At 70.0% G+C, this 19,001-nt stretch carries 15 protein-coding genes; 11 read left to right on the top strand and 4 right to left on the bottom strand.

Features of this window, described 5'->3' with window-relative positions:
• Nucleotides 1–134 precede the first annotated feature (134 nt).
• From TA90_RS03405 to TA90_RS03395, 3 genes are all read left to right on the top strand, one after another.
• Complete coding sequence (locus TA90_RS03405; protein ID WP_052450448.1) at nucleotides 135–1,016, top strand: alpha/beta fold hydrolase; 882 nt, start codon at nucleotides 135–137, stop codon at nucleotides 1,014–1,016.
• Nucleotides 1,017–1,070: 54 nt separating this feature from the next.
• Entirely contained in the window at nucleotides 1,071–3,488 is a 2,418-nt protein-coding gene (locus TA90_RS03400) for a glycoside hydrolase family 3 C-terminal domain-containing protein (protein WP_052450447.1), read from the top strand.
• A gap of 251 nt (nucleotides 3,489–3,739) precedes the next feature.
• On the top strand, nucleotides 3,740–4,567 hold the full coding sequence (locus tag TA90_RS03395) for a Cof-type HAD-IIB family hydrolase (RefSeq protein WP_269419944.1): 828 nt from the start codon (nucleotides 3,740–3,742) through the stop codon (nucleotides 4,565–4,567).
• A 69-nt stretch (nucleotides 4,568–4,636) separates the two neighbouring features.
• Here TA90_RS03395 and TA90_RS03390 read toward each other — a convergent pair whose 3' ends face one another.
• Nucleotides 4,637–5,791: an ROK family transcriptional regulator gene (locus TA90_RS03390; protein ID WP_052450446.1), complete on the bottom strand. Its 1,155-nt coding sequence runs from the start codon at nucleotides 5,789–5,791 to the stop codon at nucleotides 4,637–4,639.
• A 234-nt stretch (nucleotides 5,792–6,025) separates the two neighbouring features.
• Between TA90_RS03390 and TA90_RS03385 the strand changes: the two genes are divergently transcribed.
• The 4 genes from TA90_RS03385 to TA90_RS03370 all read left to right on the top strand — a co-directional run bounded on the left by TA90_RS03385 (nucleotide 6,026) and on the right by TA90_RS03370 (nucleotide 11,049).
• A complete protein-coding gene (locus tag TA90_RS03385; protein WP_043534613.1) occupies nucleotides 6,026–7,324 on the top strand; it encodes an ABC transporter substrate-binding protein in 1,299 nt (432 codons plus the stop codon).
• Nucleotides 7,325–7,438: 114 nt separating this feature from the next.
• The gene (locus TA90_RS03380) at nucleotides 7,439–8,344 is read left to right on the top strand and encodes a carbohydrate ABC transporter permease (protein ID WP_231550644.1); all 906 of its coding nucleotides are present in this window, start codon (nucleotides 7,439–7,441) and stop codon (nucleotides 8,342–8,344) included.
• Nucleotides 8,345–8,420: 76 nt separating this feature from the next.
• A complete protein-coding gene (locus TA90_RS03375; protein ID WP_043534611.1) occupies nucleotides 8,421–9,233 on the top strand; it encodes a carbohydrate ABC transporter permease in 813 nt (270 codons plus the stop codon).
• A gap of 49 nt (nucleotides 9,234–9,282) precedes the next feature.
• Complete coding sequence (locus tag TA90_RS03370; protein WP_052450445.1) at nucleotides 9,283–11,049, top strand: alpha-glucosidase; 1,767 nt, start codon at nucleotides 9,283–9,285, stop codon at nucleotides 11,047–11,049.
• Between the two features lie 235 nt (nucleotides 11,050–11,284).
• Here the strand turns inward: TA90_RS03370 and TA90_RS03365 are convergent, their stop codons facing one another.
• The gene (locus TA90_RS03365) at nucleotides 11,285–11,764 is read right to left on the bottom strand and encodes a hypothetical protein (protein WP_147513349.1); all 480 of its coding nucleotides are present in this window, start codon (nucleotides 11,762–11,764) and stop codon (nucleotides 11,285–11,287) included.
• Between the two features lie 674 nt (nucleotides 11,765–12,438).
• Between TA90_RS03365 and TA90_RS03355 the strand changes: the two genes are divergently transcribed.
• A complete protein-coding gene (locus TA90_RS03355) occupies nucleotides 12,439–15,282 on the top strand; it encodes an alpha-mannosidase (RefSeq protein ID WP_197067829.1) in 2,844 nt (947 codons plus the stop codon).
• Nucleotides 15,283–15,429: 147 nt separating this feature from the next.
• Entirely contained in the window at nucleotides 15,430–15,771 is a 342-nt protein-coding gene (locus TA90_RS03350) for a hypothetical protein (protein ID WP_052450444.1), read from the top strand.
• A gap of 103 nt (nucleotides 15,772–15,874) precedes the next feature.
• On the opposite strand, the gene TA90_RS14505 is transcribed toward TA90_RS03350, so the two are convergent.
• Together TA90_RS14505 and TA90_RS03340 are read right to left on the bottom strand one after the other, a co-directional pair.
• Nucleotides 15,875–16,297, bottom strand: coding sequence for a four-helix bundle copper-binding protein (locus tag TA90_RS14505; RefSeq protein ID WP_052450443.1), 423 nt, complete (start codon nucleotides 16,295–16,297; stop codon nucleotides 15,875–15,877).
• Nucleotides 16,298–16,530: 233 nt separating this feature from the next.
• Complete coding sequence (locus TA90_RS03340) at nucleotides 16,531–16,950, bottom strand: NifB/NifX family molybdenum-iron cluster-binding protein (protein WP_082031347.1); 420 nt, start codon at nucleotides 16,948–16,950, stop codon at nucleotides 16,531–16,533.
• A gap of 143 nt (nucleotides 16,951–17,093) precedes the next feature.
• On the opposite strand from TA90_RS03340, the gene TA90_RS03335 reads away from it, so the two are divergent.
• Both TA90_RS03335 and TA90_RS03330 read left to right on the top strand, forming a co-directional pair.
• On the top strand, nucleotides 17,094–17,408 hold the full coding sequence (locus TA90_RS03335) for a hypothetical protein (RefSeq protein ID WP_043534608.1): 315 nt from the start codon (nucleotides 17,094–17,096) through the stop codon (nucleotides 17,406–17,408).
• 120 nt (nucleotides 17,409–17,528) lie between these two features.
• Nucleotides 17,529–18,920, top strand: a complete 1,392-nt coding sequence (locus TA90_RS03330; protein ID WP_052450442.1) for an Nramp family divalent metal transporter — start codon at nucleotides 17,529–17,531, stop codon at nucleotides 18,918–18,920.
• The last annotated feature ends 81 nt before the right edge of the window (nucleotides 18,921–19,001 follow it).

Genomic DNA, 19,001 nt, shown 5'->3' with positions numbered 1-19,001 from the left:
TTATTAATGAGAATGAATTGCAATAGAGGGTCGGCGTGTGAACGCCCGTGCAGTCCCCTCATCTCCCCGCATCTCCCGCGCCTCGGCGGGCCCCCACCTAGAATCCGAGGAGGGAACCGGCGCAGGAGGTGGACATGGCGGGCACGCAGGTGCAGGGCCTTCGCCCCCACGTCGCCTTCGGGCCCGATCCGGTCCCACCGGGCGTGGAGGTGGTCGGGATCGGCTCCCCCGCCGGGGAGCTCACCGCCCTCCTCGCCCCGGCCCGTGGGGCCGAGAGGGGGCGCGTCCTCGTCATCCCCGGTTTCACCGGGTCCAAGGAGGACTTCACCCACTTCCTGCCCCGGCTGGCCGCACGTGGCTACACGACCCTGGCGTACTCCCAGCGCGGACAGGCCGACTCCGCCGCACCCCGGGGCCGGGGCCACTACCGTCTGGGGGACTTCGTGGGCGACGCCCTGGGCGTCGCTCGCACGGTGGCCGTGCCGGACGTCCCCCTGCACCTGCTGGGCCACAGCTTCGGCGGGGTCGTCGCCCGCGCCACCGTGATCGAGGACCCCGCCCCCTTCCGGACGCTCACCCTCTTCTCCTCGGGACCGCGCGCGGTGGAGGGGGTCGTCCCCCCGGCACTCCTCGCCGTGCTCCCGCACGGTCCCCTGGGCCACCGGATCCTGCGACGGTCGCTGCACCCCGACATGCCCACCGTGCCCCAGGCCGATCCGCGACTGGAGATGCTGCGCCAGCGGGTGGAGGCCACCTCGGACGACTCCCTGGTGGGCATCGCCCGGATCCTCACCACCTACCCGGACACCACGGACCGTCTCCTGGCCACCGGTGTCCCGGTGCACCTGGTCCACGGGGCGGAGGACCCGGTGTGGCCTCCGGAGTGGTACCCACCGGAGGCCGAAGGCCTCGGCGCCCTCCACACCGTCATCCCGCATGCCCAGCACTCCGCCCAGTTGGAGAACCCGGTCGCGCTCGCGGCCGCCCTCGTCGACTTCTGGGACGCCCATCCCTGAACCCGCCCACCCCGACCTCCCCACCACCCACCACCCACGACGGAAGGGTCACCGATGACCACAGGATCCACGCCCCACGACCGCATCGACGAGGCCCTGGCGGCCCTGTCCCTCGAGGAGAAGGCCCACCTGCTGACCGGCGCGGACTTCTGGCACACGGCCGCCGTCGACCACGCCGGCGTCCCCGCCGTGATGATGACGGACGGACCCTACGGACTGCGCAAGCAGGCCGAGGACGCCTCCGACCACCTCGGCATCGGGGACTCCGTGCCGGCCACCGCCTTCCCGCCCCCCGTCGCACTCGGGGCCTCCATGGACCCCACGCTCGTCGAACGTGTCGGCGCCGCCATCGGGGCGGAGGCGCTCCAGGAACAGGTCTCGGTGGTCCTCGGCCCCGGTGTCAACATCAAGCGATCCCCCCTGTGCGGACGCAACTTCGAGTACTACTCCGAGGACCCGCTGGTCGCGGGTGTCATGGGCGCTGCATGGGTGCGTGGCATCCAGTCGACGGGTGTGGGTGCCTCGCTCAAGCACTTCGCGGCCAACAACCAGGAGACGCGTCGCAACTCGGTCTCCGCGGACGTCGACGAGCGGCCGCTCCACGAGACCTACCTGCGTGCCTTCGAGCACATCGTGCGCACGGAGCAGCCCTGGACCGTCATGTGCTCCTACAACCGGGTGAACGGGACCTTCGCCTCGGAGAACCACCTCCTGCTCACGGAGCTGCTGCGCGGTCAGTGGGGGTTCGAGGGGGTCGTGGTCTCCGACTGGACGGCCGTGCTCGACCGGGTGCGCTCCCTGCGTGCGGGCCTCGACCTGGAGATGCCCTCCACGGGCGAGGTCGGGCCCGGCGAGGTCGTCGCCGCGGTGCGCAGCGGGGAGGTCCCGGAGGACCTGGTCGACGCCTCCGTGAGGCGCCTGCTCGAGTTGGTGTTCCGTTCGGCCGACCACCTGGACCCGACCGCCCGCTACGACGCCGACGCCCACCACGCCCTGGCCCGTGAGGTGGCGGGACGCGGGATCGTCCTGCTGCGCAACGAGGGTGACCTGCTGCCCCTGGACCCGTCGGCGCGCCTGGCGGTGATCGGGGAGTTCGCCCGCACCCCGCGTTTCCAGGGCGCGGGCTCCTCGCAGATCGTGCCCACCCGCATGGAGGACGCGCTCGACGCACTGAGGGCGGACACCTCGGGCGAGGTGCTCTTCGCCCCCGGGTTCCGTCTGGACGGGGAGGAGGACGAGGCGCTGGTCGCCGAGGCCGTGGAGGCGGCCTCGCGGGCCGACGTCGCCGTGGTCTTCCTGGGCCTGTCGGACCGGGAGGAGTCGGAGGGCTACGACCGCACCACCATCGACCTGCCGCTGGTGCAGGTCGGTCTCCTCCGGCGGGTGCTGGAGGCCAACCCCCGCACCGTGGTCGTGCTCTCCAACGGGTCGGCGGTGCGGCTGTCCCCCTGGTCGGACGGGGTTCCCGCCCTCGTCGAGGGGTGGTTGCTCGGTCAGGCCGGGGGAGCGGCCGTGGCCGATGTGCTCCTGGGCTCCGTCAACCCCTCCGCGCGCCTGACCGAGACGCTCCCCCTGCGACTGGAGGACACCCCCGCCCACCTGAACTTCCCCGGCGAGCACGACCACGTCCGCTACGGCGAGGGCATCCACGTCGGGTACCGCTGGTACGACGGGCGCGGACTGGACGTCGCCTTCCCCTTCGGCCACGGGCTGTCCTACACGACCTTCGAGTACGACTCCCTGGCGCTGAGGTGGGAGGGCGGGAGTGCCGGGGAGGGCGGGGCTGCCGGGACCGACGGGGATGCCGGGGACGGTGCGCTGGTGGTGCACCTGGGCATCACCAACACCGGCACCCGCGACGGGCGGGAGGTCGCACAGGTCTACGCCGACCCGGCGGCATCCTCGGTGTCCCGGCCCCCGCGGGAACTGCGCGCATTCGCCAGCATCGAGGTGCCTGCGGGGGAGCGTGTCGAGGTGGAGGTGCGGGTCCCGCGCCCGGACCTGGCCCACTGGGACGACCGTGTGCACCGCTGGGTGGTGGAGGGCGGGGACTGGGTCGTGGAGGTCGGCGCCTCGAGCAGGGACATCCGTCTGGCCGGCAGCATCGAGGTGGTCGGTGACGAGGTGAGGACCGAACTGGACCGGGACTCGACCTTCGACGAGTGGATGGCCGACCCGGTCGGTGGCCCGCTCCTGCGGGAGGTCCTGGCCGGTGGGACCGGGACGGCGGGCACGCAGGACGCCGGCGCCGGGGCGGACGGCCCCGGGGGGAGCGGCGGGGTGAGCGCCGAGGGGAGCTCCCACGGGGTGGCCGGCGGCGAGGGGACCCCCGACCACGGGGCGATGAGCCTGCTGGAGATGCTCGGTGGCATGCGCCTGGGGCAGGTGGTCTCCTTCCCGATGGTCCCCCTGGCGGAGGACCGCGTCGAGGCGATGGTCGCGGAGGTGCGCGCCTCCCGCCCCCGCCCCTGACCCCGCCGAGGTCCGCTCACTTCCACCCTCGAGGTCCGCTCAGTTCGGCCCGTGAGATCCGCTCAGTTCGGCCCGTGAGGTCCGCCCCGGTCCCCCACCAGAGCGGACCCGGGGGTTCCGGCGGAGGTCGCGGCGTCGGCGCGGTGGGGGGTGGTGCACGGGGCCGGGAAGGGTACCGACCGGTCCGTCCCTGCCGCCCCGACCCGCCCGGGGCATCGACCCGGCCGACCGGGTCAGGCACAATCGGGTACGTGGACCAGACCAACGAACTGCCCGACCGCCCGGACGTCCGACTCGTCGTCGCCGACATGGACGGCACCCTGCTCGACGGCGAAGGGAGGGTCCCCGAGGGTCTGTGGCCCCTCCTGGAGCGCCTCTCCGCCCGGGGCATCGCATTCGTCCCGGCGAGCGGACGCCAGTACGCCACCCTGAGGGACACCTTCGCCCGGGCCGCGACCGGGATGACCTTCATCGCCGAGAACGGCGCGGTCGTGGTGCGCGACGGGCGCCTCCTGTCCTCCAGTCCACTCGACGACGAGGGCGGGGCCTCCGTCGTGCGGACCGTTCGCGAGCTGGCCTCCGGCGGGGAGGACGTCGGCCTGGTCCGCGCCGGGGCGATGACCGCCTGGGTCGAGCGCACCGACGAGCACTTCCTCGGGGCGGCCCGGCCCTACTACCACTCGATCACCCCGGTGCCCGACCTGTTGGCCCTGGACGAGCCGGCCGTCAAGATCGCCGTCCACGACTTCTCCGACGTGGAGGACTCCGTCGCCCCGGCGCTCGCGTTCCTGTCCGGCTCCCACCAGGTGGTGGTCTCGGGGGAGCACTGGGTGGACGTGATGGCTCCCGGTGTCGACAAGGGCACGGCGTTGCGGTGGCTCCAGACGGATCTGGGGGTCTCGCGCGCGCAAACCGTGGTCTTCGGTGACTACCCCAACGACCTCGGCATGCTCGCAGAGGCGGAGTTGTCGTTCGCGATGGCCAACGCCCACCCCGACGTCCTGGCGGCCGCCCGGTACCGGGCACCTGCGAACACCGAGCAGGGGGTGCTCACCGTCCTGGAGGCGCTCCTGGGATGAGACGGGGACGAGGGCGGGGCCCCACCCCTTCCCCCGCGGGCGGGTCACCGCGCCCGGCCACACCCGTCCTCACTCGGGAGCCAGGCCCTCGAGGACGGTGCGCTGGATCGCCACCGCGGCGGCACCGCGCGCCCACAGGAACGGGTCCTCGTCGATGATGCGCAGGTCGAGGTCCGAGGCGAGCGGATCGCGGGACTGGCGGATGGCCTCCTCCATGCGGTGGCGGCCCACGTGGGCCAGTCTGATGCCCTCACCCGTGAGGATGATCCGCTCGGGTTGGGCGATGTTCGCGACGGCGGCGATGAGGACGCCGAGTGCGTGCGCAGAACGTCCGACGACCTGGTCGACGACCGGGTCCCCCAGTTGTGCCATGTCGAGGAGGTCCTCGTACCCGACAGGGCGTCCCAGGAGCATCATCGCCTGGGCGCGCATCGACTCGGAGGTGAGCATGGCCATCGCGCACCCCCGGTGACCGTCCGGGCATGCGGGGCCGAAGGGATCCAGTGGGAAGTGCCCGAGGAGGCCGATTCCGGAGTCCGTACCCGTGACGAGCCGGTCGTGGATGATCAGGCCGCCCCCGACGCCGGCCCCGATGGTCAGGGTGGCGAAGCTGCGGACGTCGCGACCGTCCCCGAACCAGTGCTCGGCCTCCATGAGGGCGTCGAGGTCGTTGGAGATGATGCAGGGGAGACCCGTCGCTCGGCTCACCATCTCCCCCAGGTCGACGTCGTGCCACAGGAGGAACGGAGCGCGGTGGACCAGCGTCGAGTCGCGCACCACGCCGCCCAGGCCGATCCCGACCGCGGCGGGCGACGTGGTCCGCGTGAGCCGGGTGACCACGTCCGAGAGCTGGGTGGTGACCGCCTCCGGGCTCCGGTCCTCGATGTCCTCCACGGTCGAGGTCTCGATGTCGGCGCGCAGGTTGGTGAGCACCCCGTGGATCTGGGATCCCGTGAGCTTGATGCCGACGAAGTGCTGGAGGTCGGGGTCGACAGCGAGGGGTTGGAGAGGCCGTCCCCCGGTGTGGGTCGGTGCGTCGAGCGCATCCCCGATGATGCCGGCGGTGAGGAGCGGACGCGTCAGGCGCGTGAGGCTGGGGGCCGAGAGGCGGAGCCGGTCCGCCAGTTCGGTGCGCGCGAGGGGGCCGTGCACCAGCAGCTCCAACACGACTCGTCGTTCCGAGTCGGCCAACGGGGACCACGGGGAGGCAGGGTCCGTCATCATCCCTCCTCCATGAGCAACTGGTGCGCCAATACTACCGGAACGGAAGACGTGACGACGCCGACATCCTGCCCGAATCGTTACCATGACGGAACTTGACAGAGCCAGATTCCCCGGTGCTTAATGTCTGTACGGAAAAAACTGAGTCTCGATCGACGGCGACCGGCGGACGTGGGCATGCACGGCCGGGGAGCCCGAGGGACGGACGACAAGGAAGTCGAACCAGAGGAGAACGACATGCGCAGACGCATGGTGGCAGTCGCTGCTGGGGCTCTGACCGCGGCACTGGCCCTCACTGCCTGTGGAGGTGGAGGCAGCGCCTCCTCGGGTGCCAGCGGCGCCGAGGACGGCAAGACGCTCAAGGTGTGGTGGTGGGAGGACGATTCCAGCGCCCTCTCGCAGACGTGGAACAAGGCCATCGAGACCTTCAAGGCCGAGCACCCCGGTGTCGAGGTCCAGTTCGAGCTCAAGACCTACGAGCAGATGCAGCAGTCCGCCCAGCTGATCCTCGACTCCAACGACGCCCCGGACGTCCTGGAGTACCTCAAGGGCAACGCCACTGCGGGTGTCGTCTCGAAGGCCGGTCTGCTGACCGATCTCACCGATGTCGCCACGGAGAAGGGCTGGGACCTGGACAACTCGGCCCAGGACGTGGGCCTGTACCAGGACGGGATCATGGGATCCGGCCAGCGCTACGGCGTGACGAACTACGGCGAGTACGTCGGCCTCTTCTACAACGAGGACGAGCTGGCCAAGTACGACCTCCAGGTCCCCACGACGCTCGACGAGCTGGAGAAGGTCATGCAGACCTTCAAGGACAACGGCATCACGCCGCTCGCCCTGGGATCCAATGACTACCCGGGACCCCACCTGCTGTACGCACTCGCCCTGGCGAACATGAACCAGGACTCCTGGTCCGCCTACCAGCAGTTCACCGGCGAGCCCGACTGGGACGCATGGACCAAGGCGGCCACCACCTATCAGGAGTGGGTGGACAAGGGCTACATCAGCAAGGACTCCACCGGCATCTCCGCCCAGGACTCCGGCAACGCCTTCGAGGCCGGGAAGTACCCGCTCTTCTACTCCGGGACGTGGTGGGCCGGCACGTTCGCTGCAGACATCAAGGACTTCAAGTGGAGCCAGGTGCTGCTCCCCGGAACCGACCTGCACCCCGGGTCCGGTGGCAACATCTGGGTCGTGCCGTCCAAGGCCGACAACAAGCAGCTGGCCTACGACTTCATCGACATCACCTTGCGTCCCGAGATCCAGAACGAGCTCGGGAACATGGGTGGAGTCCCCGTGAACGCCGACGCGGATGCCATCACGGATCCGGTCGGACAGCTCGTGACCACCCGCTTCAACGAGTTGCTGTCCGGAGACGGCGGCGCCCTCGCCTGGTACGCCGACTGGCCGGTCGCCGGCCTCTACGACGTGCTCCTCGCGCAGTCCTCGTCCCTGGTCCAGGGGACCACGGACCCGGCGAGCGCCGTCGACGCGATCAAGACCGCGTACGACGCGGGCAAGCCGCAGAACTGACCCTTCCGTCCACTGAACCCGGGTGGTGCCGCGCCACCGTGCGCGGCACCACCCGTCTAAGGACTTCCCATGACCTCGCCCCACGCAGTGAGACCGCGTCGACACAACGGATCCATGACCGAACCCCAGGCAGGGTACTGGCTCTACCTGCTCCCCGGTGCCATCGGCTTCTTCCTGGTGGTGATGCTGCCCTTCGGCATGAACATCTTCTACAGCCTCACCGACTGGAGCGGGGTGGGGACGCCGACCTTCATCGGTCTCGGCAACTACGTCAAGCTCATGGGCGACGCCACGTTCTGGATCTCCTTCAAGAACTCGCTCTTCTTCATCGTGGCGATGGCCCTCCTGCCCACCGCCATCGGTGTGCTCGTCGCTGCGGTCCTCTTCGACTTCATCGCCCCGAAGTTCGGGTCGAAGGTGACCAGCACCCTGCGAGCGATCATCTACCTGCCCCAGATCCTCCCCATCGCCGTGGCCGGAGTGCTCTGGAAGTGGATGTACCAGCCCGAGTACGGGGTCATCAACACGATCCTGTCGAACATCGGCCTCGACGGTCTGCGCAACAACTGGTTGGGTGACTCCAACCTGGCGATCTACGCCGTGATGAACGTGCTTGTCTGGCTCCAGATCGGCTACACCGTGGTCCTCTTCATGGCCGGCCTCTCCCGCGTCGACCCGGCCCTGTACGAGGCTGCCGAACTGGACGGCGCGAACTGGTGGCAACGCTTCCGCCACATCACCCTGGACCAGCTCCGGCCCGAGATCTCCGTCGTCCTCATCACGACCTCAGTCGCAGCCCTGAAGGTGTTCGCCCCGATCTTCATCCTCACCAAGGGTGGTCCCGGGACCTCCACGATGGTCCCCTCCTACTTCTCGTACTCCAACTTCTTCACCACAACCCGCGTCGGGTACGGCGCCGCAGTGGCCACGGTGCTCGCCGTCCTCGTGACGATCATCGCCGTCGCCCTGCTGCGCTACCAGACCCGCACCACGGAAGGGTTCGACGATGAGCGCCGCTGAGGCAACTGTTCCCCCGACCACGACCCCCTCACGAGGGCGTCCCCCACGTGCCCGAGGTGGCCGCTCGAAGCGGAGGGTGAGCGGCTGGGTCGTGCTGGTCATGACCTGCGCGCTGGCACTGCTGATGGTCTTCCCCCTGTGGATCGCGCTGATCAACGGCTTCAAGCCCGCCGACGACTACATCCACAACGGCCCCCTCTCACTGCCCAGCCGCCTGGACTTCTCGGCCCTGGCCAACTTCTGGGTGAGCATCGACTTCAACCGGAAGCTCCTGAACTCCGTGATCATCTCCGGTGGGGTCGCCTTCATCGCCGTGGCACTGTCCCTGTTCAGCGCCTTCGCGATCGGCATCGGGCGCATCAAGGGGCGTGTGTGGATCCTGGCGGTCTTCATGGTCGCCTTCACGATCCCCCAGGAGGCCCTCGTCTACCCGCTGTTCAAGATCTCCCGGGACACGGGCCTCTACGACTCGATCTGGGGCGTGGTCATCATCCTCGCCGTCCTCCAGAGCGCGTTCGGGACCTACATGCTCTCCTCCGTGCTGGGAACCTTCCCCAAGGAGGTCCTCGAGGCCGCACGCCTGGACGGGGCCGGACGCTGGCAGTTGCTGCGCGACATCGTGCTGCCCCTGACGCGGCCCACCCTGGCAGTCCTGGTCACGTTCTTCTTCATCTGGACCTGGAACGACTTCTTCCTGCCGATGATCCTGCTCCCCTCGGCGAAGAACCAGACGGTCTCGGTGGCGCTGGGCGCACTGAGCGGGCAGTACACGTCCGACCCGACCGCACTCGCAGCGGCGTCCCTCGCAGGTATCCTGCCAGCACTCGTGTTCTTCCTGATCTTCCAGCGCACTCTGATGCGTGGCATCAACATCGGTGCGATCAAGTGATCCCGACACAGAACCGATGCACCGTCTCTCCCCGGAAGGAAGCTCTCCGATGAGCCAACAGCTCCAGCTGCGGACGACGTCCCCCCTCGCCACCTCCGATGACTGGTGGAAGCAGGCGGTGGTCTACCAGGTCTACCCGCGCAGCTTCGCCGACTCCGACGCTGACGGCTACGGGGACCTCCGGGGAGTGATCGACCATCTCGACCACCTCGAGACCCTCGGTGTCGACGTGGTGTGGCTGTCGCCGATCTACCGTTCCCCCCAGGCGGACAACGGCTACGACATCAGCGACTACCGCGACATCGACCCCCTGTTCGGCACCCTCGACGACTTCGACGAGCTGCTCGAGCAGGCACACTCCCGTGGGATCCGGGTGGTCATGGACCTGGTGGTCAACCACACCTCGGACGAGCACGCCTGGTTCCAGGAGTCCCGTTCCAGCCTCGACAACCCCAAGCGGGACTGGTACATCTGGCGTCCTGCCCGACCCGGCACGGTCGCGGGCGAACCGGGTGCGGAGCCCAACAACTGGGGCTCGTTCTTCTCAGGACCGGCGTGGGACCTCGACGAGGCGACCGGGGAGTACTACCTGCACCTCTTCCACCGCAAGCAGCCCGACCTCAACTGGGAGAACCCCGAGGTGCGCGCCGCCGTCCACGAGATGATGCGGTGGTGGCTGGACCGTGGGGTGGACGGGTTCCGCATGGACGTCATCAACCTCATCTCGAAGGTCCCGGGTCTGCCCGACGGTGAGGTGCACCCCAGTGAGCTCTTCGGCGACGGGTTCCCCTTCTACGCCTTCGGTCCGCGCCTGCACGAGTTCCTCCAGGAGATGCACCGCGAGGTCTTCGACGGCCGCCACGGCTTCATGACCGTGGGCGAGGCCCCCGGTGCCACGATCGACCAGGCGCGGTTGGTCACGGATCCCGCCCGCCGCGAGCTCGACATGGTGTTCCAGTTCGAGCACGTCGACCTGGACCACGGCGAGCTCAAGTACCGTCCGGTACCCCTGGAGCGGGGCGCGCTTGCCGCGAGCCTCACCAAGTGGCAGGAAGGTCTGGCCGAGCACGGGTGGAACAGCCTCTACCTGGGCAACCACGACCAGCCCCGCCCCGTGTCACGCTTCGGCGACGACCGCGACCACTGGCGCGAGTCGGCCACGGCCCTGGCCACGGCCCTGCACCTCCTGCGCGGGACGCCCTACGTCTACCAGGGTGAGGAGCTGGGCATGACGAACGCCCCCCTCACCAGGATCGACGACTACCGCGACGTCGAGGCCGTCAACTACTACGCGGAACGCACGGCCCTGGGCGAGGACCCGACGGAGGTCCTGGCCGGGATGTCGGTCATCAGCCGCGACAACGCCCGCACCCCTGTGCAGTGGAGTGACGGCCCCGAGGCAGGGTTCACAGCCGGCACTCCGTGGATCGAGGTCAACCCGAATGCGGCCAGCATCAATGCCGCAGCCCAGGTGGGTGTCGAGGGATCCGTGTTCGAGCACTACCGGGCCCTCATCGCGCTGCGCCACGCCAGCGAGGTCATCGCCCTGGGTGACTTCGAACGCCTGGACGCAGGTGATCCCGCCATCTTCGCCTACCGGCGGGCGCTGGGGGAGGAGTCGGTGCTGGTCATCGTCAACCTCTCCTCGGAGCGACTCACCCCGGTGTGGGCCCTCGGTGACCCAGTCCCGGGCGCCGGGGAACTCGTGCTGTCCAACGGCGCGGGCGACGGCGGGGGGTCACTGGCGCCCTGGGAGGCCCGCGTCCTGGCGACGCCGGGTGCCGTTGACCGGGACGTGGCAGGCGCCCTGGACTGAGACGTGGAGGGCGTCCAGCGCCGGGACTGGGACGTGGAGGGCGTCCAGCGCCGGGACTGGGACGCGTCGGGCCCCCTGTACCGGGACGCGCCGGACCGACCTCGTCCCCCCGCCCACGGCCGCCGTGCCGGGGCGGGGGCTTCCTCACATCCCCCGCCTGCACGCCCGGGTCCGGGGCGGCGGGGCGCTGCAGTGGGCTTGCCGCCGTCACCCTCCCGTCACCGACGGGGGCACGTCAGGCGCATCCCGGAATGGCGAAGACCACGGGTGCCCCGGTCCGGAACCCCACCGGGTACTCGCCCTCGCGCCCCAGGTGCTCGAAGACGAGGGCGACCTCGGCATCGCTCAGCCAGAAGTCCAGGACCTCGTGGAAGCGCCGTGCCATGACGGTGCGGGGGAGGACCAGCTCGTCGGTGCAGCGGGCGTGGCGTCGGACGTTGACCACGGGGCAGTTGCGGGAGCGGGTGGCCGGCGAGCCGCGCCGTTCGACGTAGACCATCCCGTCGGTCGGCTCGCGGTAGACGTAGTGGCCCCGGTCCTCGGGACCCAGCCGGAAGAGGAGCAGCTCATCCGGTGTGAGCAGTGTCCCGAGGACCTCGCGGATCTCGGTGACGGTGCTGCAGGGGATCCAGCGCCCGAGCGGCCACTCGAGCGAACTCACACGGATGGGGGCGCGGTCTCCCCATCCCCGCGGGACTGTGTCAGGGATGTCCATGACACAAGTGTGGCCACCCCCACCCGCAGCTGGAGGGGACTTCCGTCACGCGGCAGGCAGGCCGCCGGACCCGCGTGGGCCCGTCCCGTCTCCAGGGCCTTGACCTGCAGCGATGTACCCTCCCCTGTGGGGCCCCGGGAGCAGGGGACCCAGGACGGCCGCATCCCCGGCACCGGTGGGAGGATGTGCAGGGACACCCCGCGTCCGGCCCGCGGAAGGGTGCGGACGGAGAAGGCGACGCCACGCCCCGTCGCGGTGCGCCCCGGGGGGCGGAACGGGTGAAGATGGTCGAGGGTCGGCGAGCGACCCCCACCGCACCAGCAGGAGTCCCACATGACCGTCGGCCCCACCGCCCAGGTCCTCGCCCGTCTCGATCGTCTGGAGCGCCAGTGGCTCCGACCGGCGCTGGAGTCCCGGCCCACTGCGATCGCACTCGCAGCCTGGGAGGCGCCCGGGGAGCCACTGCCCTTCCCCGAGGCGGTCGCGCACCACTTCTCGGCCACCGCACCCGGTGAGCAGTGGTCCCACCCGTGGGGCACGACGTGGTTCCACCTCACCGGGACGGTCCCGTCGGACTGGGCCGACCTCGCCCCCCGGGGCATCCCCCAACTGGTCATTGACCTCGGCTCACCACCTCCGAACCGGGGTTCCAGGCCGAGGGTACCGTCTACCGGGTGGACGGCACCGTGGTGCGCGGCCTCGAACCGCTCAACCACCGTCTGCGTCCGGAGGTCGCTGCGGACGGATCCTTCGAGTACTGGGTCGAGGCCGCCTCGAACCCGGATGTCATGGGGTACGACTGGACCACCCCGAGCCCCCTCGGGGACCCGGCGACGGCGGGGGACGCGCCGCTGTACCGCCTCGGTCCCGTGGAGCTGCGCCTGCGCGACACCGAGGTCGAGGGGCTGCTCGCCGACATCGACGTCCTGCGCGGTGTGCTCGGTGTCGTCGACCCCTCCCGGCCGCGTCACGACGGCATCCTCCTCGCGCTCTCACGGGCCATGGACGCCGTCGATCCCGATGACGTGGCGGCCAGTGCCCCTGCGGCGAGGGCACTCCTGCGTCCCGCCCTCGAGCGGGCCGCGGACGCCTCCGCACACACCGTGCACGCCGTGGGCCATGCCCACATCGACTCCGCCTGGCTGTGGCCCCTGCGGGAGACACGACGCAAGGTGGCGCGCTCCTTCTCCAACGCGCTGGACCTCATGGACACGGACCCGACCGTCTGTTTCGCCGCGTCCTCGGCACAGCAGTACCAGTGGCTGGAGGAGGACCACCCCGACGTCCTGGAGCGCATCAGGCAGCGGGTGGTCGAGGGCCGGTGGATCCCCGTCGGCGGGCAGTGGGTGGAGTCGGACCCGTACATGGTCGGTGGTGAGGCCTTCGTGCGCCAGTTCCTGGAGGGCATGCGCTTCTTCCGTGAGGAGTTCGGCACGGACACGGAGGGGGTGTGGCTGCCCGACTCCTTCGGCTACAGCGCGAACCTGCCGGGCATCGCCCACCACATGGGGCGTGGGTGGATGCTGACCCAGAAGATGTCGTGGAACGACACGAACACCTTCCCCCACCACACCTTCTGGTGGGAGGGCATCGACGGGACCCGCTTGTTCACCCACTTCCCCCCGGTCGACACCTACAACTCCCAGCTCACCCCCGCCGAGATGGACCGCGCGCAGTCCCAGCTGCGGCAGGGTGGACGTGCGACCGTCTCCCTGGCGCCGTTCGGCTGGGGTGACGGCGGCGGCGGCCCCACGCGCGAGCAGGTCGAGCGTGCCCACCGGCAGGCCGACCTCGAAGGGGTGCCGCACGTGCGCCTGTCCACCCCCGGTGCGTTCTTCACCGAGGCGCTCGCGGAGGCGACCCAAGAGGTACCCGCGGCCCCGACGTGGGTCGGGGAGCTCTACCTGGAGAACCACCGCGGCGTGCTCACCTCGCAGCACCGCACCAAGCGCGGGAACAGGCGGGGGGAGCACCTCCTGCGCGAGGCGGAGCTGTGGGCCACCACCGCCACCGTCCGCTGCGGCGTCCCCTACCCCCACGGGCGACTGCACGAGGACTGGCGCACGCTGCTGCTCCTCCAGTTCCACGACATCCTGCCCGGCTCCTCCATCTCGTGGGTCCACCGCGAGGCCGAGGAGATGTACGCGCGACTGGAGTCGGACCTCGAGGACCTGATCTCCTCAAGCCTGGCCGCCCTGACCGGCGGGGGCGGGGAGCGCCTCCTCGTGAACTCCGGGCCCTTCGCCGTCGACGCGGTGCCCCCGGGGTCGGTGACAGGGGCAACCACGAGTCCCGCTGCCGATCCCGTGCCCGCACCCAGCCCGGCCTCCGCCACGGAGTCCGTCGCCATCCCGACTGCTGCGCCCACTGTCGCGCGGGGGCCGGGGGGCACCACCGTGGTGGACAACGGCGTCCTCCGTCTGGTCGTGGACGCCGACGGCCTGGTGACCTCACTGGTGGACCTGGCCGCGGGCCGTGAGCTGGTGCCGGCCGGGGAGACCCTGGCGCGTCTCCACCTGCGCCGGGACATCCCATCCGACTGGGACGCCTGGAACACGGACCTCGCCGATGTCGACTCCGGGGAGATCCTCACCCGGGCTGTCTCCGTCGAGGTCCGTGTGGACGGGGACGACGCCCTCGTGCGTGTCCTCCGCTCCCACGGCGCCAGCAGCTTCACCCAGGAGCTGCGCCTGGGTGCGGGATCGAGGCGTGTCGACGTCACCACCGAGGTCGACTGGCACGAACGCCACAGGATGCTCAAGCTGGAGTTCCCCCTGGCCCTGCTGGCCGACCACGCGCAGTCAGAGGTCCAGTTCGGGCACGTCACTCGGCCCATACACACGAACACCTCCTGGGACGTGGCACGTTTCGAGACCGTGGCACTGCGGTGGGTGAGGGTCGCCGAGGGGGACTACGGGGTGGCGGTGGGGAATGCGGAGACCTACGGACACTCCTTCAGACGCCTGCACGGTCCCGACGGTCCCTTCGTGGAGGTCGGGGAGTCCCTCCTGCGCGCCCCCACGGCGCCGGACCCGGACGCGGACCAGGGGCACCACGTCATCCGCACCAGTCTCGTCGTGGGTGCCTCCACCGAGGACGCCGTGTGCGAGGGCTACCGCATGAACCTGCCCCTCCGCACCGTGACCGGGGCCCACGGTGTGCCCGCCCTCGTGCGGACCTCGGGGGGCAGTGGCGTCATCGAGGCGGTCAAGATGGCCGAGGACGGGTCGGGGGACGTCGTCGTGCGCCTCTACGAGTCCCTGGGCCGACGAGGGCGGACCGGGGTGGAGCTCGGCTTCCCGGCAGAGGTGGTCCGGGCCGTGGACGGGTGCGAACGTCCGCCCGCCACCACGGCACCGGACGCGCACGACGGGCGGGTCCCCGACGGGAGCGAACCCCCACCCGGATGCGACGGGCCCCGACCCGCGGAGGTCAGCTGGGTGGAGGGCACCGAGGGGGTCGAGGTGGAGCTCAGGCCCTTCCAGATCGCCACGGTGAGGATCACACCGGCACGCTGACACGCTGAAGGGGGTCGCGGCCGGGACACCACCCCGGCCCACCGCGTGCCGGAGGGATCGTGTCCACCGACCGGCGCATCCTGTTACATTCGACCGTTGGCCGACCACCGGTTGGCGCCCCGTTGCGTCGGACCTAGTTTGGTCGGCATGGACGACACACGGACCGCAGCCATCGGCCGGAGCCTGTGCGGTGTCACGTGCGAGTGCACCGCTCCCGGGCACGAGCTGCACGCCATTCGGGCGCGCGCTGCCTCCGCGATGCCGAGTCGTTGGGTCGATGCCCTCGTCCGCTCCGTGAGCGAGGACGGTTGCCTCGAGGTCGTCGAGGCGTTCACCGGTCGGGTCCACCACCTGTGGAACCACGCGGACCTCTCGGAGGCCGTCCGACCGGGCGAGCCCGTGGCCCTGCAGGAGGCATACGGGGTGCTCGCCCTGCCGGGTCGACTCGTGAGCGTCCGGTCCCTCGACGCCGCCACTGGGGCTGCGTGACCGCGAGGAACCGCGACACCCGGGGCGTCAGCCCCGGGGTGCCCCGTCTCCCTGCCAGGACGGGGCACGCATCACGGGATCGTGTGGGTCGCTGACCTGGGGGTCACTCGGCCATCATCATCTTCATCGAGCCCATCATGGACTCGCAGGCCTTCGCGCAATCCATGCAGACCTGCGCGCAGGCCTTCATGTGTTCCATCTCGTCGTGCTTCATGCACTCCTCGGCGCAGGCGCGCGCCATCATCATGCAGGTCTCGAGCATCTTCATCATGATCATGGAGTCCATGCCGGAGGGGCGCATCATCATGCGCATCGTGGCGTGACACATGTCCGCGCAGTTCATGCACATGGCCATGCACTTCGCCATGTCCTCCATGCCGGAGGAGGCGCACATGTCCGCGCACATCGTGCAGGACTGTTCGCAGGCGGTGCACGACTCCAGGCACTGCTGCATCATCATCATGTCCATGCCGGGCATCTCCTTGTCGAGCATGGCCATCATCGGGGATGACATCATGTCCATCATTGCCCTCTTCCCTCGGTGACCGTCCGACAGGTTCCTGCCGAGTTTCCCGGCCGCCGTCGTCCCCATGGTAGGCAGGTGTGGTGCCGATCACCATGGGCGGTCCCGCCGGTGGTCACCCACCGGTCAGGTGACACCGTGCCAGCGCGCCCCGAAGGCGTGCGTCCGCGCTCCCGGTACCGGCGCGCGTGCCGTGCGGACCGTGGCGTGGACGGTCCCGACAGCTGTCCGCTGCCTCAGGACCCGGGCGTGGACTCCCCGTCCCCGCCCTCGTGCTCCGCGACGAACGCAGCTCCCGCGAGGGCGGCATCGCGGGCGTCCCCGGTCGCATTGACGAGTGGGAGGACGTGGAGCTTGTGCAGCGTCCGGGCCATCGGCGGCCCCATGTGCCCGGTGACCACCGCGCGGACACCGTGGTCGCGGAGGAAGCGGACGATGTCCGCGTGGTGGGCCCCCTCAGAACCCGCGGTGTCGTGCGAGACGTCCCACCCGACCTCGACCTCCTCCCATGACACGATCGTGCCCCGGGCGATGGTGGCGAGTGCGACGGTGTGGGCCCGTCCCCACCCGCCCCCGACCTGGTCGCCGGAGAGGTTGACCGCCACGACCGTCGCCGGTGCGGTGTCGGGGAGGGAGTTCTCTCGTGTGTGCTCCATGCCCCCATCCTTTCCCGGTTCCGACCTCGACGCCAGAGGCGGGCGGACCGTCCGCGGGTTGCGCGTTCCATCGCGGAGAACCCCTGACGGGGAGGACAGCTGTCCCACAGCAGGAGGACAGGACGCCGGAGGACGGTGGGTCCATGGACACGACGGGTGACGAGGAGGGAACGATCATGGAGATCCACGACGCGAACCGGGTGCGCACCGCTGGTGCGGGGACGGGTGCGGGAGGGGGAGAGGCCGGAGGGCAGCGTGTCAGGGGACCCCGGCAGAGGTGGCATGCGATCCGGTTGGGGGCGGCCTGGGCGATGCTCGTCGCCATCGGTGGGGTGTCGATGATCCCCGCCGCGGAGGCCCTCGCCGCGGGGGTCGACCAACAGCCCTACGTCGTGCAGCAGGCGGTGGTCGCGAGCCCGACCGCCACCTCCCAGGGGGAAGGCACCCGCAGGGACTGAGGCCCGGCGGTCGGGGCCGGTGGAGGGGAGTGTCTCACAGAAAAAAGTTCGGGTCTACGAAAACCTGCATTCGTGTGGTAGAACATTCATGGAGCCATCAGCACCGGTATGAGGGGGGCCATGACAGTCCAGGCCACATGGGGGACCGGAGCAACGCGGGACCGCGGTCCGGGCCTGATCCGCCCCGCCAACGGCCCGTCCCTGCAGGAGATCAACGGCACCGTCGAGGTCCCCCCGGAGGACGCGGGGTTCCTGCGGACCCTCGCGCGCTTCTCCGGCCCCGGGGCCCTCATCGCCGTCGGCTACATGGACCCGGGCAACTGGGTGACCTCGATCGGTGGTGGAGCCAAGTTCGGTTACTCACTGCTGAGCGTCATCCTGGTGTCCAGCCTGGTGGCCATGCTCCTCCAGTACATGGCGGCCAAGCTCGGCATCGTCACCGGCATGGACCTCGCCCAGGCGACCCGTGCGCGCACGGGGAGGCGCACGGGGATCGTCCTGTGGGTCGTCGCGGAGCTGGCGATCATGGCCACCGACGTCGCCGAGGTCATCGGCGCGGCGATCGCCCTCCACCTGCTCTTCGGCATGTCACTCCTCACGGGCGTGGTCCTCACCGTCTTCGACGTGTTCCTGCTGCTCCTGCTCATGCGCATCGGGTTCCGGAAGATCGAGGCGATCGTGGCGACACTGATCCTCACGATCATGGTGGTCTTCGTATACGAGGTGTGGATCGCCTCCCCCGACATGGGACAGGTCGCCGCGGGTTTCCTCCCCTCGACGCAGATCCTCCAGCCGTCCGAACTCCACATGGCGCTCGGCATCGTGGGCGCCACGGTGATGCCCCACAACCTCTACCTGCACTCCGCCATCGTCCAGTCGCGTGCCTATGACCGCGCCGACGAGGCCGGCAAGGCACGGGCGGTGCGCTTCGCGACGTGGGACTCGAACCTCCAGCTCTCGGCCGCCTTCGTCATCAACTGTCTCCTGCTGGTGCTCGGCGCGGCGCTCTTCTTCGGGACGCCCGGTGAGCTGACGACCTTCGGTTCCCTCTACGACGCCCTCCAGGACAACGAGCTGGCAGGTGCAGTGGCGAGTCCGGTGCTCTCCACGCTCTTCGCCGTTGCCCTGCTCGCCTCCGGACAGAACTCGACGATCACCGGCACGTTGACCGGCCAGGTGGTCATGGAGGGCTTCATCCGCCTGCGGGTGCCCCTCTGGTTCCGTCGGGTGCTCACCCGCCTCATCGCAGTGATCCCGGTGGTGGTCTTCACGGTCATCTACGGGGGCGACGAGGGCGCCCTGGAGGCCCTCCTCGTCAACTCCCAGGTGTTCCTGTGCGTCGCACTGCCGATCTCCATGGTGCCGCTGGTGTGGTTCACGTCCTCGAAGAAGATCATGGGTGAGCGTTTCGCCAACCGGCGGGTGGTCGCCGCCCTCGGATGGGCTGCCACCGCAGCGCTCACAGTCCTCAACCTGCGACTGCTCGTCGAGATCGTCGGGTCCCTCGCCTGAGTCGAGGGGCAGCACGGCGCCCGACCGCTCGGGGAGCGGCCGCCACCGGTCAACCGGAGGGGTGGCCCGTGCGGGCCGACG

The organism is Actinomyces polynesiensis, from assembly GCF_000820725.1.
Lineage (GTDB): Bacteria > Actinomycetota > Actinomycetes > Actinomycetales > Actinomycetaceae > Pauljensenia > Pauljensenia polynesiensis.
Note: the sequence above shows the minus strand (reverse complement) of the source record. Positions and strands in the feature narration are given on the sequence as shown.

What these genes read in the sequence shown, in the direction of transcription:
- TA90_RS03330 (WP_052450442.1), top strand. Translation starts at nt 17,529, where the DNA reads ATGACAGTCCAGGCCACATGGGGGACCGGAGCAACGCGGGACCGCGGT.
- TA90_RS03405 (WP_052450448.1), top strand. Translation starts at nt 135, where the DNA reads ATGGCGGGCACGCAGGTGCAGGGCCTTCGCCCCCACGTCGCCTTCGGG.
- TA90_RS03400 (WP_052450447.1), top strand. Translation starts at nt 1,071, where the DNA reads ATGACCACAGGATCCACGCCCCACGACCGCATCGACGAGGCCCTGGCG.
- TA90_RS03385 (WP_043534613.1), top strand. Translation starts at nt 6,026, where the DNA reads ATGCGCAGACGCATGGTGGCAGTCGCTGCTGGGGCTCTGACCGCGGCA.
- TA90_RS03365 (WP_147513349.1), bottom strand. Translation starts at nt 11,764, where the DNA reads ATGGACATCCCTGACACAGTCCCGCGGGGATGGGGAGACCGCGCCCCC.
- TA90_RS03370 (WP_052450445.1), top strand. Translation starts at nt 9,283, where the DNA reads ATGAGCCAACAGCTCCAGCTGCGGACGACGTCCCCCCTCGCCACCTCC.
- TA90_RS14505 (WP_052450443.1), bottom strand. Translation starts at nt 16,297, where the DNA reads ATGATGGACATGATGTCATCCCCGATGATGGCCATGCTCGACAAGGAG.
- TA90_RS03335 (WP_043534608.1), top strand. Translation starts at nt 17,094, where the DNA reads ATGGACACGACGGGTGACGAGGAGGGAACGATCATGGAGATCCACGAC.
- TA90_RS03380 (WP_231550644.1), top strand. Translation starts at nt 7,439, where the DNA reads ATGACCGAACCCCAGGCAGGGTACTGGCTCTACCTGCTCCCCGGTGCC.
- TA90_RS03390 (WP_052450446.1), bottom strand. Translation starts at nt 5,791, where the DNA reads ATGATGACGGACCCTGCCTCCCCGTGGTCCCCGTTGGCCGACTCGGAA.
- TA90_RS03340 (WP_082031347.1), bottom strand. Translation starts at nt 16,950, where the DNA reads ATGGAGCACACACGAGAGAACTCCCTCCCCGACACCGCACCGGCGACG.
- TA90_RS03350 (WP_052450444.1), top strand. Translation starts at nt 15,430, where the DNA reads ATGGACGACACACGGACCGCAGCCATCGGCCGGAGCCTGTGCGGTGTC.